Here is a 22,620-nt window from a genome sequence, read left to right on the forward strand (position 1 = left end):
AAGAGATAGAGGTAAGAAGAAAAATTAATAATAAACTTTGCCAAAGGTGCGAGCCGCACGGGCAGGGAAACTTTGGCAAAGTTGGATATTATAAAGAATTATACTTTCTTTACTATAAAGTAGTTTTTCTTTCCGCGTTGTAGTAGGATAAATTTACCATCTACAAGGTCTTTTTCCCCTATTTGGTAGTCTTCACCTACTTTCTCTTTATTTACCGAAATAGAATTTTCTTTCAAGGCACGACGAGCTTCGGAATTAGAACTAATGAAGCCTGTTTTTGCTGAAAGAATAGCAATCATATCAAGTCTACCAGCGATATCGGCGGCACTTACTTCGGCTTGAGGTACGCCGTCAAACACTTCTAAGAAAGTTTTCTCGTCTAAAGTGCGCAAATCGGCAGAAGTAGAGTTACCAAAGAGGATTTGTGATGCTTTTTTAGCTTTCTCAAGTTCTTCGCGCCCGTGTACTAATAGGGTGAGTTCTTCAGCCAATTTGTTTTGCAATACACGCAAGTGAGGCGCCTCGGTGTGTTGTGCGATGAGACTATTGATTTCCTCTTTGCTGAGCATTGTAAAGATTTTAATATAGCGTTCGGCATCGGCATCGGAAGTATTAATCCAATATTGGAAGAACTTGTAAGATGAGGTTTTCTCGGGGTCGAGCCATACGTTACCGCCTTCACTCTTACCGAATTTAGTACCATCGGCTTTGGTAATCAGCGGGCAAGTAAGGGCATACGCCTTTCCTCCTGCAATGCGACGAATGAGCTCGGTACCTGTAGTGATATTTCCCCATTGGTCTGACCCTCCCATTTGTAAAGTGAGATTTTTCTCTTGATAGAGATGCAAAAAGTCATAACCTTGCAAGAGTTGGTATGAGAATTCAGTAAACGACATCCCATCGGTATTTTCATTGGGGTCGAAACGTTTTTTCACTGAATCTTTAGCCATCATATAGTTCACAGTGATGTGTTTACCAATATCGCGGATGAAGGAGAGAAATGAGAAGTTTTTCATCCAATCGTAGTTATTCACGAGCTCTGCGCGATTGGGGGCGGTACTTTCGAAATCGAGGAATTTTGCCAATTGTTTTTTAATACCCTCTATATTATGTGCTAATACTTCTTCGGTAAGCAAATTGCGTTCAGCCGATTTACCTGAAGGGTCGCCTATCATTCCTGTTGCCCCCCCTACAAGTGCATAGGGTTTATGACCGCAATTTTGGAAATGGCGCAACATCATCACGCCCACTAAGTGACCGATATGTAACGAATCGGCTGTAGGGTCAACCCCCACATAAGCGGCGCGTAATCCTTCCATAAGATGTTGTTCAGTTTCAGGCATTATATCCTGAATCATACCGCGCCAACGCAATTCTTCTATAAAATTCTTCATTAGTTTTTGTTCGTTTATAATTTATAATTTGGGCAAAGGTACAAATTAATTGAGAATTAACAAGTAAACAAGAAGACAATCTATAAAAACGAATATCATTCAAGTTTCTAACGATTTTAGACGAAAGAAAAATATTAACATTTATTTAGAAATAAAGAAATCTTATTTTTTCATAAGATGGTAATATCTTTTTCTTAAAAAATAATTAAAATATTTCCATCAAAAAAACCTTTATTTTTCGATTTTTGTATTTTTTAGATTGAAAAAGCACTTTTTTAATTAAATCCTTTTCGATTGATTGATAAAAGGTTACAGAAATCGAAATGTTAAAATTTAAATTTTGTTAATAAATTTATTCGTTAAAATTTGGCAGTTTATTAAGAACTTCCTACCTTTGTCGAAAATAAATTTTTATTAAATGAAAGTAAAAGAATCAATGTTGCTATTCGTTTTGTTACTATGCTGCACTGTAGCAATGGCACAAACGAGAGTATCTGTTACAGGTTCTGTTACAGGTAACGATGGACTGCCCCTTCCTGGGGTGAGTGTGGTTGTCAAAGGGACAACTCGTGGTGTTTCAACCGATTTTGATGGGAAGTACGAAATTCAAGTCGCTCCTAATGAAGTACTTGAATTTAGTTCTATAGGCTATGCTTCTCAGCTTAAAAAGGTTGATACTAAAAAAGGGACGTTTACTTTAAACATCGTCCTTAAAGAAGAAGCGCAACAACTTGGCGAAGTAGTAGTTACGGCGTTAGGTATCAAGCGTGAACAAAAGGCTTTGAGCTACAATGTACAACAGGTAAACGCCGAAGAACTTACTAAAGTGAAAGATGCAAACTTTATCAACTCGCTCACTGGTAAAGTAGCGGGGGTAACGATTAACCGCAGTTCTTCAGGTGTAGGAGGTGCTACCAAAGTAGTGATGCGTGGTGCTAAATCTATTGAAAAGAGCAACAACGCGCTTTATGTGGTAGACGGCGTACCTATGCTCTCCACCACTTCTACTCAAGGTAGTGGTAGATTCAATTCACAAGGAACTACCGAAAGTATTGCTGATATCAACCCCGACGATATCGAAAGTATGACCGTACTTACAGGGGCATCGGCTGCTGCGCTCTATGGTTCGGCTGCTGCCAATGGGGCAATCCTTATCACTACTAAAAAAGGTAAAGAGGGCAAAATGAACATTCAGCTATCTTCAAACACTGAATTTGCCAATCCTTTTCTCTTACCTGAATTCCAAAACAGCTATGGCAGTGATGGCAAAGTAACTTCTTGGGGAGCTAAATTACCCAGCGATGCTAGTCGTTACGATGTGAAGGACTTCTTTAGAACTGCCACTACCCTTACCAATTCGGTAGCGCTTTCTGGAGGTACTGAAAAGAACCAAACTTATTTTTCAGCAGCTTCTACCAATGCCGAAGGGTTGGTACCTAACAACCATTACAACCGCTACAACTTTACAGTGCGCAACACTACCCACTTGCTTAACGACCGTTTGCGTATTGATGCTTCAGCGAGCTACATTCTCCAAAACCACCTCAATATGATTAACCAAGGGGAATATATGAACCCCTTAGTAGGTGCTTATTTGATGCCTCGTGGTTACGGTTTGCAACGCGCTCGTCAGTTTGAACGTTACAACCCTACTAATCATATTTATGAACAAGTATGGGGGGATTTTGCAGCTGGTTCCGACGGTACTTTCAACGGTAGCTTTGCAGGTGATTACACTTTGCAAAACCCATATTGGGTAGCTTATCGCAACTTACGTGAAAGCAAACGCGAACGCAATATGCTCTCTTTGGGCGTTACCCTCGACCTCAAACAATGGAGCCCTACTGAAAAATGGGATATTTCAGGTCGTGTACGCACCGATAACACCAACTTCACCAGCACCGACAAACGTTATGCTTCTACTTTGTCGCTATTGGATATGAGCAAAACAGGTTATTTTGGCATTGCTCGTGGTTATGAAAAACAAACTTACTTAGATGTTCTAACGAACCTCAACAAGAATTTTGAATGGGAAGGTGTAGGTCGTTTCTCTTTAGTAGCCAATATCGGGGCTTCTTTGCAAGACACACGTTATGACGAATTAGGCTATAAAGGACCTTTGCGCAAAGACGGTATTCCTAACGTATTCAACGCTTTTAATATCGACCAAGGTGCTGCCAAAACTCGCCCTTACCAATCAGGTTATACCGAACAAACTCAATCTATTTTTGGTAGTTTGGAAGTAGGTTACAACAGTTGGCTCTACCTCACCCTCACTGGTCGTAACGATTGGGCTTCACAATTAGCAAACTCTCCACAATCTTCTTTCTTCTATCCTTCAGTGGGACTTTCAGGAGTACTTACCGATTTGCTTTCAGCTGAAAAGAAAGCTAAATTATACAATACTCTATCGTTTGCTAAAATGCGTGTAGCCTTCAGTTCGGTAGCTTCTCCTTTTGATAGAGAACTCACTACCCCTACTTTCACTTTCAACGAAGATACTAAAGTATGGAAAGCTGTTTCGTATTTCCCTATCGGGGAATTGCGCCCTGAACGCACTGATTCTTACGAAGTAGGTATCGCTACCAAATGGCTCAAAGGTACCCTTTCTTTTGATGCTACTGTTTATCAAACTAACACTTACAACCAAACTATCAAGGCTGAGATTTCACCTTCTACAGGTTACGACGGCATCTACTTGCAAACAGGTGATGTACGCAACCGCGGACTTGAAGTGGGCTTGGGTTACGATTTGAAAATTAAAGATAAATTCAACTGGAACAGCTACTTTACAATGAGCTACAACGAAAACAAAATTATGTCGCTTGTTGAAGATTACATCAACCCCGTTACTGGGCAACGCGAAGGTCGCAGTTACTTAGAAAAAGGAGGTATTGGTGGTGCTCGCTATATCCTTAGAACAGGAGGTACTTTAGGCGATGTATACGCTTCTAACGATTTCAAACGCGATGCCGATGGCAATTTGTTATTAGATTCAAATGGTCGTGTGAGTGTACAGAATTATAACAATTTCAACGATTATGTGAAATTAGGTAGCGTGTTACCTAAATACAACTTAGGTTGGCGCAACGATTTCAATATTGGTAATATAGGCTTTGGTGCAATGCTGGCTGGACGTATCGGTGGGGTTGCTATCTCTATGACTCAAGCAGCCTTAGACCACTACGGTGTTTCTAAAGAATCGGCTGAGGCTCGCGATGCAGGAGGCGTAAATATCAATGGTTACAGAGTTCCTGCCCAAAGTTACTTTGAAGAACGCGGAAAAGGACGTATCGCTCAATACTACACCTATTCGGCTACTAACTTCCGCTTGCAAGAAGCTTATGTTTCTTACCGTTTGCCTCGCAAACTCGTGAATGATAAAATAGATGTTACCCTTTCGATAGTAGGTAGAAACTTAGCAATGCTCTATAGCAAAGCACCTTTCGACCCCGAAGCCGTTTCATCTACTGGTAACTACGCTCAAGGTTTAGACTACTTTATGTTGCCAAGCCTTAGAAGCTATGGTTTTAGTATCAAAGCAAACTTTTAAATAAGCGCAAAAAGAATGAAAAAATATATTATCCCTGTATTAGCGCTACTCGCTGTAGGCTGTACTAAAGATTTTAAAGATTTCAACACAAACCCTTACGGAGCTACTGATGAACAGCTTAGTAGAATCCCACAAGGAGGAAATGAGCTCGTTGCCTTGCAAAAATTGGTAGTACCTCAGCAGGAAAACTCTTACCAAATGTGTTTTGACCTGCCCGCTACTCCGTATGCAGGTTATGCCTCACAACCTAAATTCCAAGCCGATTACCCTGTGTATAACCCACGTACAGGTTGGACTGACTATGTGTTCGACGACACTTATACCAAGCATCTCTATCCTGCCTTTTTTGCCCTAAAAAGCTATTCTAAAGGCGATATGAGCAAATATTATTTTGCTTGGGGTACTGTGTTGCGCGTGGCTATCACTCATTGGCTTACCGATAGTTATGGCCCTCTACCCTACTCCAAAATGGAAGCTGGTAAAACCCAAACTCCTTACGACAAACAATCGGATTTGTACAAATATATGGCTGAAGACCTCAAAGCTGCTATCAACACCTTGAAAGCTGTAGATGCATCCGACCGACAATATGCCGATTTTGACCTTGTATACAAAGGTGATATGACCAAATGGGTGAAATACGCTAACTCTTTGTTATTGCGTATAGCAATACGTATGAGCGATGTAGACGAAACTAACGCCAAAGCGTATGCTCAATTTGCCATTGCCAATGGAGTGATTACCGAAAATGCCGATAATGCTATGCTTGAAACTCAAGACAATTCAGTTTTCAAAGTAGCTGTAAGTTGGAACGACTCACGTGCAGGTGCTGATATTGTAGCCTATATGAATGCCTTTTCCGACCCACGTCGCGAAGTTTATTTCACTGAAGTTGCAGGCTTACCTCAAAAATACATCGGGTTAAGAAGCGGTGCTCCTGCTATCACAATAGATCCTACCAAGTTTTCAGCTCCTAAGCTCACTAAAGAATCACCTATGGTGTGGATTACCGCTGCCGAAGTAGCTTTCATCAAAGCTGAAATGGCACTCAAAGGCTGGGGCTTTGTAGGCGATACCGCCGAAAACTTGTACAAAAAAGGTATTGAACTATCATTCGCTCAACACAATGTTGCCATAGGAAATTACTTGAGCAACACTAGTGTTCGTGGTGCTTATTACGACCCTCGACAAAGTGCTTACAACAACCCTACTTTCTCTTCGGCTATTACCGTAAAATGGGATAACAGTGCCAGCAATGAGGTGAAATTATCAAAGATTATCACTCAAAAATGGATTGCGATGTACCCTTACAACTCACAGGAAGCGTGGGCTGAATGGCGCAGAACAGGTTATCCTAACCTAATGGCTCCCGTAGAAAACCGCAGCAATGGGGTGATTACTTCGGTAAACCAAGTAAATGGCAAAGACACTGGTGGTATGCGCCGTTTGCCTTTCTCTTCTAAAGAGACTACTAACAACCCTACCAATCGCAACGCTGCTGTAGGTTATTTAGGCGGTGCCGATAATGGTGCTACCGACCTTTGGTGGGTGAAGAAATAACTTAACCTTTAAATGTTATCGCAATGAAAAAATTAATATTCATAGCCTCGTTACTCGCCGTTGCTTGTAACGATATTGAACCAATAGATATTGACACTCCCAAACGTGAAATCAACACTCAGGCGCTTACTCAATACAAAGCCGACCTAAACAAGCGCCCAATCACTATGGGAATGCTCTACAATTGGGGAAAAGAAGCAGGCGCAATCCTGATGAATACCCCCGATAGCTTAGATGTGATTGTTGTAAAAAACAACTACAACGCTATCGACGAAATACTCCAAAACGATTTGAGAGACGTACAACAAAAGAAAGCGACTAAAGTATTGCTCGGTATCGACTTTTCGGCAGCTACCACTACCGATACTACCAAGCTCACCAAGCAAGCTAACGATGCTCTCGCTATCGCCAAAGCCAATGGTTTTAACGGTGTGAGTGTAGAGTTTCCGCAAGAAAGTAGCGATTACTTCTCTCAAGCAGCTTTTGATGCCGTACTTTCGGCTATCGTTGCTAACAAAGGCAATTTGCTTTTTGCCGTTGAAAATATGTATGGTGAGTACGGACTAACAAGTGAGGAAAAACCAATTGACAAAGCTAATTGGGTGATATTCCGCAAAAAGGACAATGAGCTATTACGCAGTTTCACTGATCAAGCTGAAAAGTGGAAACCCTTGCGCTATTTACCCTCTACTGATTTCAGTGAAGAAGGTCTCGCTGATGGTTTTAGCGATACCACTAACTTCAATCCCGACGGCAAAGATGGTCGCTATCCGCGAACAGTAGATATCGTTAATTGGAAAGCCTCTAACCGCGCTGGGGTAGCCCTTTACCACATCGAAAAAGATTACTACAACCTTTCGGGTAAAACTACTTTCAAAACCTTGAGAGGCATCATTCACAAAGTACAACAACAAAAATAGAAATAATGAAACGAAATTTAATCATAGGAATGTTCCTCGCCCTTGCGGCTTGTGCTCCTAAAGAAGATGTAGGAGGAGGAGCTAAAGCAGGAGGACAATCGGCAGTATTGCTCCAAAAAGACGGTAATAAAACTGCCGAATTTTCCTCTCCAGTAGCCCTTTCGGCGCAGGCGAATGAAGTAGGTACTCAAAAAAGTGTAGCCTACCAAGTGCAATTGTTCAAAGAGAACAACAGTAATTTGGCAGCTTATGTTACCTTAGACGATAGCCAAGTAGCCAAATACAACAGTCTATACGGCACCCAATACACCGTGTTACCGGCTAAATACATTTCGTATACAAAAACCTTGAACATCAAAGCAGGTAATATACTATCGGACGAAGGAACTGCCAAAGTAACCGTCTCCGATGAATTGAAAGACAATACCGCTTATATGTTTGCCTTGCGCCTCTCCTCAGTAAGCGGAGCGAGTGTTACCCCTAACACCCAACTGCTAATGGTGAGCTTCGAAAAGATAAAAGGACAGATTAAAAACACTTTGGCTGTTACTCGTGATGAATATTTAGCAGTAGATAATGGAGGATACTCCAGCGTTAGTGATATAGGTTATACCTTTACTATGGAAGGACTTATCAATATACAGAAGTTTAGAGGTCCTGGTGACAATGGGGAAGCAGGCATTTCTACCTTTATGGGTACTGAAGGGAGAACCTTATTGCGCTTTGGTGATAATGGTGTAGACCCCGACCATTTGCAAGCCAACGGTCAAGATATAGGGCTAAAATTCAAAACTAACCAATGGTACCATATCGCTTTGGTAGTCGATGGCAGCAAAACTATCGCTTACGTAAATGGTAAGAAAGTAACTGAGTTTGACAGTTCAGGAAGTCTTAGTACTTTCTACATTGGAAAGAGTTGGAGTGATTATCGCGGTATTGTAGCGCGCTTTAGTGAACTCCGCTTGTGGAGTGTAGCTCGTACTGCCCAACAAATTAAAGACAATATGTACGAAGTAAACCCCACTGAAAATGGCTTGTACGCTTACTGGAAAATGAACGAAGTGAAAGAGAATAAAATTCCTGACGCTTCGGGTAACAACCGTTTCCTCACCCTACAAGGTCAAGCTAATAAAGGCGGTAGACAAACTATTAAACTACACGAAGAAGAAAAAGGTGTAAAAATAACTGAATAATATGAAAGCAAAATACATCATAGCTAATATAATGATAGGTGCAGCCTTGCTGTACGCTTGCGACAAAGACAAAATAGAATTGCCTCAACCCGAGAACAATACTATGAACAGCCAAGGCAGTGCCTTGTATTACAAAGCAGCTCCTCAAGAGGAAGTAACAAACCTCTCTGCCGATGGTACTTACACTTTTGTAACCAAAATAGGAAAAGCTGCCCCCGATGCAGGTGCTGTTACTTTGCTTACTGGCTCTATGGAAAAAATCGTTAAAGATTACAACATTTTCAAAGGAGTATTAGATTATAGTTTGTTACCTTCAGCCAATTATACTTTTGAAGGTAGTAGTTATACCAAAGGCGCTACTGAAGCTGAAGCCAAACTCACCATCAAAAACTTTGCTTCTTTGGATTATGGCGACTACTTGCTCCCTTTGAAAGTAGAGATGGCAGGACAGCAAGTATTCCATTTGGTAAAAGTGCATAAAGATGGAGAATTTTCTGCTCTTAGCGAAAGCTCTAAAAAACCTATGCCCCCCGGAAGCTATAGCTGCCCCGACCGTAAGGAACCTATGAAAATGGTCGCTTATGTGGAAACTAACGACTGGGATATCCGCAATATGGGTCAGTTTGTACTCAAAGATAGTAAAAAACCAGTATTTGACATAGTCGTGCTTTTTGCTGCTAATATGAACTACGATGCCAAAAAAGGCAAACGCTATTTGTTCTTCAACGATAAGTTGCAACCTATCCTCAAAGACCCCGATAAGTATATCAAACCGTTGAAAGATAGAGGCATCAAAGTGATAGTAGATATCTTGCCTAACCACCAAGGGGTAGGCTACAACAACTTTCAAAACTACGAAGAAGCCGTTGAATTTGCTCGCGAATGTAAACAATATGCCGATAAGTACGGTTTTGACGGTTACGATATCGACGAAGAATACGCAGAGTACGGTAAAGTTAAAGATAAACCTTATGTAGGAGGCAAGTCTACCTTATGGTTTGTACGTGCTATGAAGGAAGTAATGCCCGATAAATTGCTCACTTTATATGACTTTGGACATAGTTTATATAGTGGTTTAACTGATGAGCAAGGAAAAGAAGCTAAAGACTATATAGATTATAGTTGGGCTAATTACAGTGAAAACCACGGCTCTTCTATAGGTCTTCCTAAAGAAAAATATGGAAAACAATCTATCGAAGCTAACTATGGAACTTATTATGCAGAATGGGTGGCACAAGCTAACTTAGAAGATTGCTTTGGATTGATGATGATTTTCAATATCAAAGGAAATAACATAGAAAGTGGAAGAACTACTAGAGACCTAAGTAAAGCTACTAAAAAACTTTATGACGAGGAATGTATATTCTCTGGTAAATACCATAAAGGTCCTAAAGATAGGTAATACTTTATTACTTTATAAAAAGGAGAGGCTGCCCTTGCATTGGGGGCAGCCTCTTTATTTATGCTACTACTACATTTATTTAAGCTACTACTATTTGTACTGTATCGGCAGCTACTTGTTTGAGTAATACGGTTTTTCCCGTTTCTACTGCTTGTATAGCTGCTGGGGTGGCGTGGCGAATGGTATAAAGTGTTACTTTTTCGGTTACTGAGACTTTAAAACGCTCTTCTAATTTTTCTAATAGTTCTGCTAAGGTATCAAACTTGTTGTCTACACATACCGAGAAACTAATCGCTGAGTTTTGTATCACACTCACTTTCATTTGTGCTTTGTGCAAACTCTTGAAAATATAACTAATACCCTCTTCCACTATAAACGAGAAATCACGAGAGGAGAGTGAGAGTAATATCTGGTCTTTTTTGAGGATAAAGCAAGGTACTTTAGGCTCTAATTCAGGAACATTACACACGGCACTTCCTTCGGCTGTAGGATTTACAAATGAACGTACATAGAGAGGAATTTCCTTTTGTTGTAGAGGCTGTAAGGTTTTAGGGTGAATCACCGAAGCTCCATAGAACGCAAGCTCTATAGCCTCTTTATACGGGATTTTGTGTAAGAGCTCAGTATGCTCAAAATAACGAGGGTCGGCATTGAGCACCCCTGGCACATCTTTCCATATTGTTACACTCTCGGCATCGAGGCAATAGGCAAAGATAGCAGCGGTATAATCGGAGCCTTCACGCCCTAAAGTAGTGGTGAAGAAATTGGCATCACTGCCCAAGAATCCTTGAGTAATATTTAGCAGTGATTTGTTGATATGGGTGCGGATATTACTTTGTGTCTCTTCCCAATCAATAGAGGCATCGCGATAGTTGCTATCGGTTTTCACGAGATTACGCACATCTATCCAAGTGTTTTTAATACCATTATCATTCAAAAACTGACTGATAATAGTGGTAGAAATGAGCTCGCCAAAACAAATTACTTGGTCGTACACAAAACTGTGTTTCGGTGACTTGTTGCGTTCTAAAAAGGAAGTGAGTTCGGCAAAAAGCCCATCGACTTTCCAGTACACAGGATGATTTTCATCGGTGAATAACTCGCGAATGATATGATAGTGAAAATCCTTTATCACTTGAATACTTTCGGCGAGTTTTTCTTGTTCTTTGAAATAACTGTTCACTACCACTTCCAAAGCATTGGTAGTCTTCCCCATAGCCGAAATGACAATGAGGGTATTGGCATAGCCTACATTTTCTAATATTTTAGCGACATTGCGCACGCCTGCAGCATCTTTCACTGAGGCACCTCCAAATTTGAATATCTGCATTTTAATTAGGTAAGAGGTAAGAGGTAAGAGTTATATCTAAAGCCTTTTACCGAAATTGACAAGGCAAAAGTAGTGCATTTTAATGAAAAGAGAAAAGAGAAATGCGAAAAAAGTCAATTAGATAATTTGTTGTTATATCTATAACTAAAAAATAAGCGCTGAGGGATACTCAACGCTTATTCTATTGAAGTGTTATGTTCTTATTGTCCAGCTTGTTTTTTAGCTTCGGCTTTCATTTTTTCGTTAGGAACGATTACCACATTCACACGGCGGTTTTTAGCACGTCCTTCAGGAGTATCGTTGCTTGCTACAGGATTTTTTTCACCGTACCATTTGGTAGTAAAACGACTACCTGCTAAACCTTTACTTTTAAAATAGTTAGTAACAGCTTGTGCGCGGCGTTGTGAAAGACCTAAGTTATACTCATCTTTACCTACGTTATCAGTGTGACCAGCTACTAACACATTAGTATCAGGGTATTCTTTGAGGATAGCTGCTAACTTATCTAAGGTTTGCTTTGATTTTTCGTTGATGTTGTACTTGTTAGTATCGAAGTAAACACCTCCGTTGTTTTCGTCAAAAGTAACCACGATACCATCGTCTACGCGTTTTACATCGGCACCAGGGATTTCTTCTTCAATTTTTTTAGCTTGTTTATCCATTTGGTGACCAATAACAGCCCCAGCTGCACCTCCTACTACAGTACCAAGTACTGCGCCGAGTTCGCTATTTTGACCGTTACCGACGTTGTTACCTAAGATAGCTCCTAACAGAGCACCTCCTGCAGCACCGATTACGGCTCCACGTTGTGCTTTGTTTGTATTATTGTATGCCTCACAACCGGTAAGCAATACGGCTGCTGACAAGGCAAAAACTACGAATTTTTTCATTTTTTCTTATGGTTTTTAATTATTTTACAAAGTTCATTGAGATCACAAAAGGTTTGCCATCTACTCTTACGGTTTGTTCCCATACCATAGCATTTTCTGATATGCTTGCTAAGTGCAAACGAATACCTGCATTGGTTTCGGATTTGTATTTTTCATTAGTAGGTTTCAACAAGAAATCGTAATATCCGGTAGATTTATCGATTTGTTGTACTACGAAAATGAAGTTTCTTTGTCCTGTAGAGCAACCATCTGCATTGATAGTATAGTGACCGCGGTTGTTGTTAGGAACAAATTTCCAAGTACTACCTTCAAAACATTCTTTTGAGGTATCGTTCAATAAGGTAACATCAAACTTACCTTGTTCGCTATAAGTAATAGACTGTAGAGTCCATTCACCTTTGATAGCTTTGTCGGCTACATTAGTTTCTTTAGGTTTAGCAGTCATAGAGTTAGAGCTCTTACAAGCCATTACCAATGCTGCCATTACAAATAGAAGTGCAATTTTTCTCATCTTGATAAATATTTTGTTTTGGGGGCAAAAGTACAGTTTTTATTGATAACTTCCATAACAATTAACTAAACATTAACATTCTATTACTAAATTATCGTAGGCTAAAAATACGTTTTTGGGTAGTTTTTTTTGAATCTCATCGTGAAAACCAAATGTTTGGCTCACGTGAGTGAGGAAAGTACGTTGGGGTTGTACTTGTGCTATAATTTCTAATGCTTCCGATAGATTGAGGTGGGTAGGGTGCGCTAGTTCTCTCAAACAATTTAACACTAAGGTATCTACCCCTTTCAGTTTTTCTATTTCGCTGTTTTCTATATATTTAGCATCGGTGATGTAAGCGAAATTTTCAATTCGGTAGCCTATAATGGGCAAATTGCCGTGCATTACGTGTATAGGTTGCACTATTTTTCCGTGTAAACTAAAGGGTGTACTATCTATTTCGTGAGCAATTACTGAGGGAGCTCCTTCATATCTATTTTCGGTAGCAAAGATATAAGCAAAACGGACTCTCAACTCGTTGATTACGCGTTTGAGAGCATAGATAGGCATATCACCTTGGAGGCGCACAAAAGGGCGTATGTCGTCCATACCAGCGGTATGATCGGCGTGTTCGTGAGTAAAGAGGATAGCCTCTAAGTGCTGCACGTTGTTAGTGAGCATTTGCTGTCTAAAATCGGGGCTACAGTCTATGGCTATATTGGTATGCTCCCAACTGATGAGAGCCGAAGTGCGCAAGCGTTTGTCTTTAGGATTTGTACTTTTACCAACGGGGTGGTCGCTTGCTATTACAGGGACTCCTTGAGAAGTGGCTGTGCCGAGGAAAGTAATCTTCATTATTCAGGTAAGAGATAAGAGGCAAGAGGTAAGAAATAAGAACATTAGCTCTTACTTCTTACCTCTTACTTTTTACCTTATAAAAAGGTTTATTTTTTATGACGTGGTTCTGAGGATACAGTTAGTTTTTTACGTCCTTTAGCGCGACGGCGTGCTAATACTTTTCTACCATTGGCAGTTGCCATACGTTCTCTGAAACCGTGTTTATTTCTTCTTTTTCTTTTTGAAGGTTGAAATGTTCTTTTCATTGCTTGTTAATCTTAAAATCTTATTAAAAATGATACTTTGTCTCTCTATTTTATCAATAGCGGGGCAAAAGTACATCTTTTTTTTGGAATGACAAAATTTTTTATAGGTAAAAGGTAAAGGGTAAGAGGTAAGAAACGGTTAAATCTTTATTTTACAATGATTTAATTGAAATAAAATTGTTATTACACCTCTTTATTTTTTCTTGTGTAAGACTCTGTACTCTTCGTAACACTGGCTGATGGCTTCGAGTACTTGGAGGTCGTTAGCGGTCATTATAAAGTCGTTAGAATAATTGCAAGAACGGATGATTTCTTCGAGTTCAGAGCGGTCTACTTGCAAGAGTTCTAATAGAGTTTCGCGGTCGTAACGGGTAGAAAGGGCATCACTCAATTGATTATCTTTGCGCATCTCTCTCAGTTTGCGCATTTCCTTTCCTTTGGCACTAAAAGAGCGGCTCAACAGGTCGGCGGGGTTCATTACGGCACTGAGCACGCGCCCTACAGCACTAGCATTAGCACGGCTTTCATAACCTATTTCTAAGCCCGAAACGCTATAGCGTGTATTGTTGTTGATAGGAGCATTTTTAGCATCGATATCTAAGTATCCGGTGAGTTTATAAGGGGTAACGACGACCTCTTCCAAGGCGTAGGCGAGTTCGGTCATACCTATTTTAAGACCTTGGAATTTTATCATATCATTGGTAATCCTTATTTTAGTAGATTTATACCCCAAAAAAGATATATAAAGCGTATCATTAGCAGTTACTCTAATGGTAAAATCTCCTTTTTCATTGGTTGTGGTTCCTCGTACTTTGTTGAGGTTCAAAATATGTACATTAGCCATTGGTTTGTTGTTCTGCACACTATACACGTGTCCGTGCAACTCAGTTTCTTGAGCTGCCAGCGTACTTACAAACAACAACATACAAAACCACAATATCTTCTTCATCATAATTAATTCTTTTTAAGGGTAAAAAAAAGAGGTGTAGAGTGGGAGTGTATAGGTCACACTCCCACAGAACACCTTAATTAATTTCAATTATTTGTTCTTTACATTGAAGGCTTTTTCTTTAGGATAGTAGGCTACTGAACCTAAAGATTCTTCGATGCGGAGCAATTGGTTGTACTTCGCCATACGGTCGGAACGTGAAGCAGAACCAGTTTTGATTTGTCCGGTGTTCAAAGCTACGGCCAAGTCGGCAATAGTATTGTCTTCAGTTTCACCTGAACGGTGAGACATTACGGCAGTATAACCAGCGCGGTTAGCCATATCTACGGCTGCGATAGTTTCAGACAAAGTACCGATTTGGTTTACTTTGATAAGGATAGAGTTTGCAATACCTTTAGCAATACCTCTTTCAAGGATAGATACGTTAGTAACGAACAAGTCGTCACCTACTAATTGAACGCGGTTACCGATTTTATCAGTAAGGAGTTTCCAACCATCCCAGTCGTTTTGATCCATACCGTCTTCGATAGAGATGATAGGGTATTTAGCTACTAATTCAGCCAAGTAGTCAGCTTGTTCAGCTGAAGTACGCACTTTACCTTTAGCGCCTTCAAAGATAGTATAGTCGTATTTACCATCTTTGTAGAACTCAGAAGAGGCACAGTCTAAGGCGATTTTGATATCTTCACCCCATTTGTAACCAGCTTTGTTTACAGCTTCTTTGATAGAATCGAGTGCATCTTCGATGTCTTTGAAGTTAGGAGCAAAACCACCTTCATCACCTACAGCAGTACCGAGACCTTTGTTGTGTAATACTTTTTTAAGGTTGTGGAATACTTCTGAACCCATTTGGATAGCGTGTGAAAAATCCTTAGCGTTCACAGGCATAATCATAAACTCTTGGAAAGCGATAGGTGCATCGGAGTGAGCACCAGCGTTGATGATGTTCATCATAGGTACAGGCAAAGTGTGAGCACTTACCCCACCTACATAGCGGTACAAAGGCAAACCGAGTTCTTCGGCAGCAGCGCGAGCAACCGCTAATGATACGCCAAGAATAGCATTAGCTCCTAATTTAGATTTGTTAGGAGTACCGTCGAGCTCGATCATTGTTTTGTCGATAAGGTTTTGTTCGAAAACGTCCATACCTACGATTTCTTCAGCGATGATATCGTTTACATTGGCAACGGCTTTAAGTACGCCTTTACCCATATAATCTTTACCGCCGTCGCGCAATTCAACAGCTTCGTATTCACCTGTTGAAGCTCCTGAAGGAACAGCAGCTCTACCAAGGAAACCATTTTCAGTTTCTACATCTACTTCTACGGTTGGATTTCCTCTTGAATCCAAAATCTGACGTGCGTGCACGCTTACAATAATACTCATATATTTTGTTATTTAATTATTTACGAATTTAATTAGAAAATTAGTGAATTTTAATTAGAAAATTAGTCAATGTGATAATTAGCAAATTTTGTAAGGCAATTTGCTAATTTAACGTGAGTTCAGCATAAGTAATTATTTAACAATCAGCAAAATATTTTTAATTTCCCACGAATTACACGAATTTTCACGAATTTGGGAGTGCTTAAAAGTCCTTATTTTTTTATTATCTCACGAATTTTCACCTGACGGTGAATTATTTTGTGAATATATTATGTTACAAAACTGTAAATCAATATTCTGTTATATCGAACTGACGTTAATTTACTAATTTTCTCATTTGCTAATTACTAAAGCTTTCTCTTCCCCAAAAGAAAGGAGGTTGAATACCTAAAGCACGAAGGTAAGTATACCCTTGTCCGCGGTGGTGACTTTCGTTTTCAATGAAGTATAATATCCATTGGGCAAAGCTAAAAGTCATTTGATAAATAGTAAACGGTTGTGTATAATCACCTACTTTTTGCCATTCACGGTCGAGAATTTCAGTAGCTCTGTCCCACAAAGCCAATACTTCCGCTTTGGTAGTAGGAAAGTCTCCTTCTAAGAAAAGCGTGTGTTGCTCCTGAAATCTTTCTTTAAAAAGATAGTCCATAACTCTCAAAAACTCTTCTACCATTTCTGAAAACGGACGCAAGTTTGCAATGTTGAACTCAAAGAGGTCTTTCTCTGGGAAAGCCTCAATCACTTTGCGGGTGAGGGCACGTACATCTTTTAGGTTAGTGAGCAGTGCTTGTGGTGTAAGTAATTCTTTCATTATTATTTTTTAGTTATCATTTCTACAAATTGGTCGAACAAATAGGTAGCATCATTGGGGCCTGGAGCGGCTTCGGGGTGATACTGCACACTGAAACATTTCTTACCTTTTACGCGCAACCCCATCACGGTATTGTCGTTTAGGTGGGTATGGGTGATTTCGACATTAGGATTAGCTTCTGCCTCTGCCCTATTCACTGCAAAACCGTGGTTTTGTGAGGTAATCTCGTCCTTACCGGTAAGCAGATTTTTCACAGGGTGGTTGATACCGCGGTGACCGTTGTGCATTTTATAAGTACTAATGCCATTGGCTAATGCAATAATTTGATGCCCTAAGCAAATGCCAAAGATAGGTAAATCCTCATCAATCATTTGTTTTACTTGAGCAATGACCTCGGTAAGCGGTTCGGGGTCACCAGGCCCATTAGACAAGAAATAGCCATCGGGATTCCACGCTTTAAGATCAGCTAAAGGCGTGTTGTACGGGAATACTTTGATGTACATATCACGAGCTGCCAAGTTGCGCAAGATATTTCGCTTGATGCCAAAATCGAGTGCTGCTACTTTGTACTTCGCTTCTGGATTGCCAAAAAAATAAGGTTCAGTAACTGACACTTTTGATGCCAATTCTAAACCTTTCATATTAGGAACCTCTTGTAAACGAGCTTTGAGTAGTGCTAAATCATCAGTTTCAGTGGAAATAACAGCATTCATTGAGCCATTGTCGCGAATGTAGCTGACTAAAGCACGTGTATCAACTTCGCAAATAGCTACTAAGTGGTTACGGTCTAAAAAATCTTTTAAGGTTTCCTCAGCAAGGGGGCGGGAGGCATCATAACTAAAATTTCTGCAAACCAGCCCTGCAATTTTCATACCACTTGATTCATAATCATCGGCGGCAATGCCATAATTACCAATATGAGCATTGGCAGTAACCATAATCTGACCAAAGTATGAGGGATCAGTAAAAATTTCTTGATAGCCCGTCATACCTGTATTGAAACACACTTCGCCAAAAGCAGTGCCTTCATAACCAACACTTTTGCCATAAAAGGCAGTGCCATCGGCAAGGAGTAATACTGCTTTTTTCTTTTGTTGATACTTCATTGTGCTATTTCCTTAATTTGAGCGCAAAGATACAAAATAATTAACAAATAGCAAGGAATGAGGAAGATTTTTTTAATCAGAAAGTCCTAAATCTTCTATTGCCATTTCCTCGTCATCGTGAGTTTCTTCAGCTTTTTTAGCTACAATTTTCTCGATACGGCGATCGTTAAGATTGTATTGAGCTAATAAATTGTCTAAATCGTCTAAGAAAGATTTGGTAATTGCTACTTTTAAATTGCCATTTTCCATATTGAGATGGATATTCTCTGTTTGATGGTGTACCACAAAATAAATAGGCTGGTTACCTTTGTGTTTTTGCAGTAACTCTCTGTAATCGGTAATGAATTTTGGAGTAATATCCTTAATATTTACGTGCAAAGTAAGTTTCTTAGCAAGACTTTCCATTACATCTTGTAACTGCATCATTTGCATAAACTGTATACGAGGTTCGCCTCTTTGGTTGGTTTCTCTATTGAGGAATCCTTCTACTACTTTGAATTTGACATACAAAAACGCTCCAGATACCATATACTTTTGATAGTTTAAATAATCATCTCCAAAGAGTTTAAACTCGTAAGAGCCGTCGTAATCCTCAAGGGTGAGAAAGCCGTACCCTTTTCCGTTCTTAGCCGTACGATGTTGCAGGTCAGCTACCATACCCGCTACTGTAAGTTCGCGGTTAATAAAGGGATTCAAGTCTTGCAATTCCGATAGACTGATATTGCAGAAATTGTGTAATTCGTGTTTGAAATCGTCGAGCGGATGTCCTGAGATATAGATACCTACCACTTCCTTTTCACGGCGCAACTGCTCGAGGTTGCCCCACGTTTCACACTTAGGTACCGCAGGTTCGGGAATATCTACTTCACTCTCACCCCCAAACAGACTCATTTGGGCAGAGTTCTTACTCTCTTGGTATTTAGTACCAAAACGAATGGCTTTTTCGAGAAAGGGAACGCCGTCAGCTTCAGCGTGGAAGTACTGAGCACGGTGTACATTAGTGAACGAATCAAAACCTCCTGCCAAAGCGATACTTTCAAAGGCTTTCTTGTTGATACTCTTATAATCTACGCGTTTTGCCAAATCGAAAATAGAGGTATAAGGACGCTCTTGGCGTTGTTCTACAATCGTATCGACAGCAGCTTTTCCTACCCCTTTTACAGCCCCCATCCCGAAGCGTATATCACCATTTTTATTTACGGTAAATTTGTACAACGATTCATTTACATCAGGAGGTAACACCTTGATACCCATACGGTGGCACTCTTCGAGGAAGAAAGTAATCGTTTTAATATCGTTCATATTGTTAGACAATACCGCTGCCATATACTCGGCAGGGTAATTGGCTTTTAGGTAGGCAGTTTGATACCCCACCCACGCATAACAGGTGGAGTGCGATTTGTTGAACGCATAAGCGGCAAACTTCTCCCAGTCTGCCCATATCTTTTCGAGTTTTTGAGCATCGTGACCTTTTTCGGAGGCTTGGGTAATGAACTTGGGTTTCATCTTGGCTAGCACGGCTATTTGTTTCTTACCCATTGCCTTACGGAGCACGTCGGCTTCACCTTTGGTAAAACCTGCCAATTTCTGCGATAGCAACATCACCTGTTCTTGATATACGGTAATTCCATAAGTTTCTTTGAGGTATTCCTCCATATCGGGGAGGTCGTACTCAATGGGCTCAATACCGTGTTTGCGCTTGATAAAGCTCGGTATATATTCCAATGGGCCTGGACGGTAGAGTGCATTCATCGCGATAAGGTCGGCAAAGACGGTAGGTTTAAGCTCTCGCATATATTTCTGCATACCAGTGGACTCGTATTGGAAAATCCCGACCGTTTCACCGCGCTGGAAGAGTTCGTAAGTTTTTTTATCGTCGAGCGGAAAAGCCTCTGCATCGAGCTCTATATTATGCGTTTGTTTGATATTTTCAATAGTGTCTTTGATAAGTGTGAGGGTACTGAGCCCCAAGAAGTCCATTTTCAGCAACCCTGCGCTCTCTACTACCGAGTTATCGAACTGAGTCACGAACAAGTCGGAATCTTTAGCTAAAGCTACTGGTACAAAGTTGGTGATATCATCGGGGGTGATAATTACCCCGCAAGCGTGGATACCCGTGTTGCGCACTGAACCTTCAATAATATTTGCCTGCTGAATGGTTTGGGTACTCTCCTCCTCCCCTTCTCCTGCCAAAAGGCGTTTCAGTTCGTCTACTTTTGGCAGTTCTTCACTGCGCACTTTTTCTTTGAGGGTTTTATCGTCCCAACCGAACATCTTCCCTAAAGACGACACTCCATTAGGCACTAATCCTGCTAATCTATTCGACTCTTGTAGAGGTACATCCAGCACACGAGCCGTATCTTTGATTGCCGATTTGGCAGCCATTTTACCATAGGTGATAATCCGTGCGACCTGACTCTCGCCATACTTATCAATCACATAGTTGATGACATCTTGGCGACCCGAGTCCTCGAAGTCGATATCGATATCGGGCATAGACACACGGTCGGGGTTGAGGAAACGCTCAAAGAGGAGGTCGTACTTAATAGGATCCATATTGGTAATATCCAAACAGAACGCCACTGCCGATCCTGCAGCCGACCCACGACCAGGGCCTACTGATACGCCCATCTTCCGCGCTGCGGCGATAAAATCTTGTACAATAAGGAAGTACCCTGGGTACCCCGTTTTTTCGATAATGGAAAGCTCGAAATCCAAACGCTCGCGCACCTCATCGGTAATTTCGGGGTATTTGCGTTTAGCCCCTTCATAAGTGAGATGACGCAAATAGTTGTTTTCTCCTTTTTTGCCTGTAGGGTCGTCTTCCACCTGAAATTCTTCGGGGATATCAAACTTAGGCAAGAGGATATCACGCGCCAATCCGTAGGGTTCTACCTTATCGATAATTTCTTGAATATTGAGAATCGCCTCAGGAATATCCTTAAAGAGCGCTTTCATTTCGGCGGTAGTTTTGAAATAATACTCGTTGTTAGGCATCCCGAAACGATAACCGCGACCGCGCCCAATAGGTGTTTTCTGCTTTTCGCCATCTTTCACACACAACAAAATATCGTGCGCATTGGCATCTTTTTTATGAAGATAAAAGGTATTGTTAGTAGCAATAAGCTTGACCCCGTATTTCTTAGAAAACTCTACAAGGGTTTCGTTTACGCGGTTTTCATCTTCTTGGTTGTGGCGCATCACCTCCAGATAGAAGTCGTCGCCAAACTGCTCTTTCCACCACAAGAGTGCCTCTTCAGCTTGTTTGGTACCAATGTTTAATATTTTAGACGGCACTTCGCCATTCATACCTCCTGAGAGTACCATTAAGTCGCTTTTGTACTGCTCTACAATCGCCTTATCTATACGAGGCACATAGTAAAAGCCTTTGGTAGAAGCGATAGAAGCCATTTTGGTAAGATTGTGATAGCCCTGTTTGTTTTTAGCTAAAATCACCACTTGGTAGCCGTTGTCTTGTCGGGTTTTATCTAAGTGATTTTCACAGATATTGAACTCACAACCTATAATAGGCTTGATGAGCGTTTCGGTAGGGGGTTCACCCTTTTCTTGAGCCTCCTTGTTTTTAGCTTCCGCTTCTTTGTTATGCCCTTGTACGGCTTGCACAAAGTGGAAAGCAGCCATCATATTTCCGCTATCGGTAAGTGCCACGGCAGGCATTTTCTCTTTGGCGGTGATTTTCACGAGGTCTTTTATAGACGTAGTAGATTGTAATATAGAGTGTTGCGTATGGTTATGGAGGTGGGCAAACGCCGCATTTTCTAACAATGAAGCATCGGCGTGAGGTTCGGTAGTTTGTGCAGTGCTACTGCTTTTTCGCAAGGCTTCGGAAGCCTCTTTGAGGTTCACGTGCTTGAGCCCGATAAGCCCTATAGGTGAAGTGTGATGCCCTTGAAATTCTTTGATATAGTCGTTGCTAAAAATCCCTTCTTGAAAGCCTTCACCGCGCCGTATCAATTCAAAGAAACAGCGAGTTGTTGCCTCCACATCGGCAGTGGCATTGTGCGCCTCGGCAAAGGGTACGCCAAAGAGGAAAGAGTGCAACTCGGTGAGGGTAGGCAATTTATAACGACCTCCTTTTCCACCAGCTATCTGGCAGAGGTTGGCAGTTGCCTCAGTACAAGTATCGATTACAGGCATCTGCGTAAGCGGACTCTCCACCCCATAGCGGTAAAATTCAGCCCCCATAATATTGATGTCGAAGCCTATATTTTGTCCTACCACGTATTTTGCCTTGCTGAGTGCCTCGTTGAACGCTTTGAACACCTCGGCGATAGGTACCCCTTGAGCTTCTGCTAATTGGGTAGAAATACCGTGTACTTTTTCGGCATCATAAGGCACATCGAAACCATCGGGCTTTATCAAAAAGTCCTGATGTTCTATGAGTGCGCCCCACTCATCGTGCAATTGCCAAGCAATCTGCACGGCGCGAGGCCAGTTGTCACTATCGGTAAGAGGGGCATCCCAACGGCGGGGTAAACCTGTGGTTTCTGTATCGAATATTAAGTACATTTT

At 40.9% G+C, this 22,620-nt stretch carries 16 protein-coding genes; 5 read left to right on the top strand and 11 right to left on the bottom strand.

The features are described from left to right. Positions 1-98: 98 nt before the first annotated feature. Positions 99-1,394, bottom strand: coding sequence for a tyrosine--tRNA ligase (gene tyrS, locus CBG49_RS13210; protein WP_088594836.1), 1,296 nt, complete (start codon positions 1,392-1,394; stop codon positions 99-101). Positions 1,395-1,812: 418 nt separating this feature from the next. Here tyrS and CBG49_RS13215 point away from each other — a divergent pair, with 418 nt between their 5' ends. The 5 genes from CBG49_RS13215 to CBG49_RS13235 are packed head-to-tail and all read left to right on the top strand — an operon-like array spanning position 1,813 to position 10,022. Continuing rightward, complete coding sequence (locus tag CBG49_RS13215) at positions 1,813-4,947, top strand: SusC/RagA family TonB-linked outer membrane protein (RefSeq protein WP_009413363.1); 3,135 nt, start codon at positions 1,813-1,815, stop codon at positions 4,945-4,947. Between the two features lie 15 nt (positions 4,948-4,962). Next, complete coding sequence (locus CBG49_RS13220) at positions 4,963-6,507, top strand: SusD/RagB family nutrient-binding outer membrane lipoprotein (protein ID WP_088594837.1); 1,545 nt, start codon at positions 4,963-4,965, stop codon at positions 6,505-6,507. A 23-nt stretch (positions 6,508-6,530) separates the two neighbouring features. Then, complete coding sequence (locus CBG49_RS13225) at positions 6,531-7,427, top strand: glycoside hydrolase family 18 protein (RefSeq protein ID WP_088594838.1); 897 nt, start codon at positions 6,531-6,533, stop codon at positions 7,425-7,427. A gap of 5 nt (positions 7,428-7,432) precedes the next feature. Then, positions 7,433-8,620 (top strand): DUF1735 and LamG domain-containing protein, encoded by a 1,188-nt coding sequence (locus CBG49_RS13230; protein ID WP_088594839.1) that lies wholly within the window; start codon positions 7,433-7,435, stop codon positions 8,618-8,620. Position 8,621: 1 nt separating this feature from the next. Beyond that, positions 8,622-10,022, top strand: coding sequence for a BT_3987 domain-containing protein (locus tag CBG49_RS13235; protein ID WP_088594840.1), 1,401 nt, complete (start codon positions 8,622-8,624; stop codon positions 10,020-10,022). Positions 10,023-10,101: 79 nt separating this feature from the next. On the opposite strand, the gene CBG49_RS13240 is transcribed toward CBG49_RS13235, so the two are convergent. From CBG49_RS13240 to dnaE, 10 genes are all read right to left on the bottom strand, one after another. Continuing rightward, positions 10,102-11,352 (bottom strand): aspartate kinase, encoded by a 1,251-nt coding sequence (locus tag CBG49_RS13240; RefSeq protein WP_088594841.1) that lies wholly within the window; start codon positions 11,350-11,352, stop codon positions 10,102-10,104. A gap of 200 nt (positions 11,353-11,552) precedes the next feature. Beyond that, the gene (locus CBG49_RS13245) at positions 11,553-12,242 is read right to left on the bottom strand and encodes a YiaD family glycine zipper/OmpA-like lipoprotein (RefSeq protein ID WP_088594842.1); all 690 of its coding nucleotides are present in this window, start codon (positions 12,240-12,242) and stop codon (positions 11,553-11,555) included. Positions 12,243-12,261: 19 nt separating this feature from the next. After that, positions 12,262-12,753, bottom strand: coding sequence for a lipocalin family protein (locus CBG49_RS13250; RefSeq protein WP_088594843.1), 492 nt, complete (start codon positions 12,751-12,753; stop codon positions 12,262-12,264). Positions 12,754-12,825: 72 nt separating this feature from the next. Next, complete coding sequence (locus CBG49_RS13255; RefSeq protein WP_088594844.1) at positions 12,826-13,587, bottom strand: MBL fold metallo-hydrolase; 762 nt, start codon at positions 13,585-13,587, stop codon at positions 12,826-12,828. Between the two features lie 89 nt (positions 13,588-13,676). Then, positions 13,677-13,835 carry a 50S ribosomal protein L34 gene (gene rpmH, locus CBG49_RS13260; protein ID WP_002669412.1) on the bottom strand — a complete coding sequence of 53 codons (159 nt, stop codon included), beginning with the start codon at positions 13,833-13,835 and terminating at the stop codon, positions 13,677-13,679. 193 nt (positions 13,836-14,028) lie between these two features. Continuing rightward, positions 14,029-14,787: a carboxypeptidase-like regulatory domain-containing protein gene (locus tag CBG49_RS13265; RefSeq protein WP_009413371.1), complete on the bottom strand. Its 759-nt coding sequence runs from the start codon at positions 14,785-14,787 to the stop codon at positions 14,029-14,031. 87 nt (positions 14,788-14,874) lie between these two features. Beyond that, a complete protein-coding gene (gene eno / locus CBG49_RS13270; RefSeq protein ID WP_088594845.1) occupies positions 14,875-16,170 on the bottom strand; it encodes a phosphopyruvate hydratase in 1,296 nt (431 codons plus the stop codon). Positions 16,171-16,510: 340 nt separating this feature from the next. Then, a complete protein-coding gene (locus tag CBG49_RS13275; protein ID WP_088594846.1) occupies positions 16,511-16,981 on the bottom strand; it encodes a DinB family protein in 471 nt (156 codons plus the stop codon). A gap of 2 nt (positions 16,982-16,983) precedes the next feature. Further along, entirely contained in the window at positions 16,984-18,087 is a 1,104-nt protein-coding gene (gene carA / locus CBG49_RS13280; protein ID WP_088594847.1) for a glutamine-hydrolyzing carbamoyl-phosphate synthase small subunit, read from the bottom strand. A 72-nt stretch (positions 18,088-18,159) separates the two neighbouring features. After that, entirely contained in the window at positions 18,160-22,617 is a 4,458-nt protein-coding gene (gene dnaE, locus CBG49_RS13285) for a DNA polymerase III subunit alpha (RefSeq protein WP_088595338.1), read from the bottom strand. Between the last annotated feature and the right edge of the window lie 3 nt (positions 22,618-22,620).

Origin of the sequence: Capnocytophaga endodontalis (assembly GCF_002209445.1) — a bacterium.
Taxonomy (GTDB): domain Bacteria; phylum Bacteroidota; class Bacteroidia; order Flavobacteriales; family Flavobacteriaceae; genus Capnocytophaga; species Capnocytophaga periodontitidis.